This window comes from Arthrobacter sp. TS-15, from assembly GCF_006964045.1.
Lineage (GTDB): Bacteria > Actinomycetota > Actinomycetes > Actinomycetales > Micrococcaceae > Arthrobacter.
In genome coordinates, this window is the sequence record NZ_SDXQ01000099.1 from 1 (window position 1) to 1080 (window position 1080).

General features: G+C 58.4%; 2 protein-coding genes. One reads left to right on the plus strand and one right to left on the minus strand.

Annotation, left to right across the window (positions count from 1 at the left end):
• The coding region (locus tag EU811_RS24505; protein WP_238703550.1) for a hypothetical protein at window positions 1-184 on the plus strand (184 nt) is incomplete at its 5' end.
• A gap of 573 nt (window positions 185-757) precedes the next feature.
• Here the strand turns inward: EU811_RS24505 and EU811_RS23010 are convergent.
• A partial coding sequence (locus EU811_RS23010) for a hypothetical protein (RefSeq protein WP_202979354.1) occupies window positions 758-1080 on the minus strand: 323 nt, incomplete at its 5' end.

The window sequence follows — 1080 nt, forward strand, 5'->3', positions numbered from 1 at the left end:
CCCTTTGTGCCGCGCCCCTACCCTTCCATTCTCGCGCATTTCTGCTTCAATTCAAGAGTCATCACGAAGATTTCCCTATCATTTGCCGAATTCCCAGACCGGCGAGAAAATCGATATCACCGAGAGAAGAGGGGCCACCAAGGACAGTCAAAGCAAATTCCGGCAATTCAAGACAGAACAATAGAGGATGGAAGATGGGAGTCAAACTAAGCAAAGGGGTGGCGAATGTGGAGTCAATACAAAACATCAATTGGAACTCCATCACGTCAAATGAACTCGCGGCCCTTACGCGCCGTCCCGTCTGTTGATGTGCCTACCTGCACCTCAGTTGCGCCCAGCCCTGGAAGGAGCCAAGAGTGCGACCACCTGCGCCAAGGAGGAGGGCGAGGGCTACCGGCCTAGCAGGCAGATGCATTGGGAGATGTATTGGTACTGAAATTGGAACCCCTATTGGCGAAAACGTTCGACCGTCGCAGTCTTGCTTGCTACGGAATCGTCGACGCGCCCGCCGAAATTGTCCTGACCTGCTGAGCAGAAAAGGGCAACCAGGGCGCCGGCTGCGCCATCCTGGTACCTTTTCACGGTCAGCCCCGCAATCTCCCAACCGGGCGGCACGCAGTGAGCTTTTTCCAACCTCACGTTGATGTGTGGTGAAGGACGACGACGGACTCGCGGTCAGCACCGCCAGCTTGGAAAGGCCTCCGTGTCCTACGCCCCCGTGGTGATCTCCGGCTACGAAAATCTTGCCAGGGTCACTTCAAGCAGTACGCGGACGCCGATGAGGGCGAGACCAGCGTGTGCGGTAGTGCTCTTGTTGGGCGAGGTGGCGTTGCAGGTCGATGTGCCGGAACTGGTACACGGCCCCGACTTGCCGCAGTACCCCTCGGTGGTCATGAGCATCCTGCAGAAACGCCATCAGGTTCCATGGGATGCGGTAGCGCACTGTCAGGTAGGCGCGGGAAACGGCGAAGTACCCCCATGCTGTTACGGGAAGTCCGATGGCAAGCCCGGCCACGAGGCCCATGCCGAGGCCTAAGACGAGTCTGGCGATGACACCTGGGAGCCCGAGCCCACGAGACT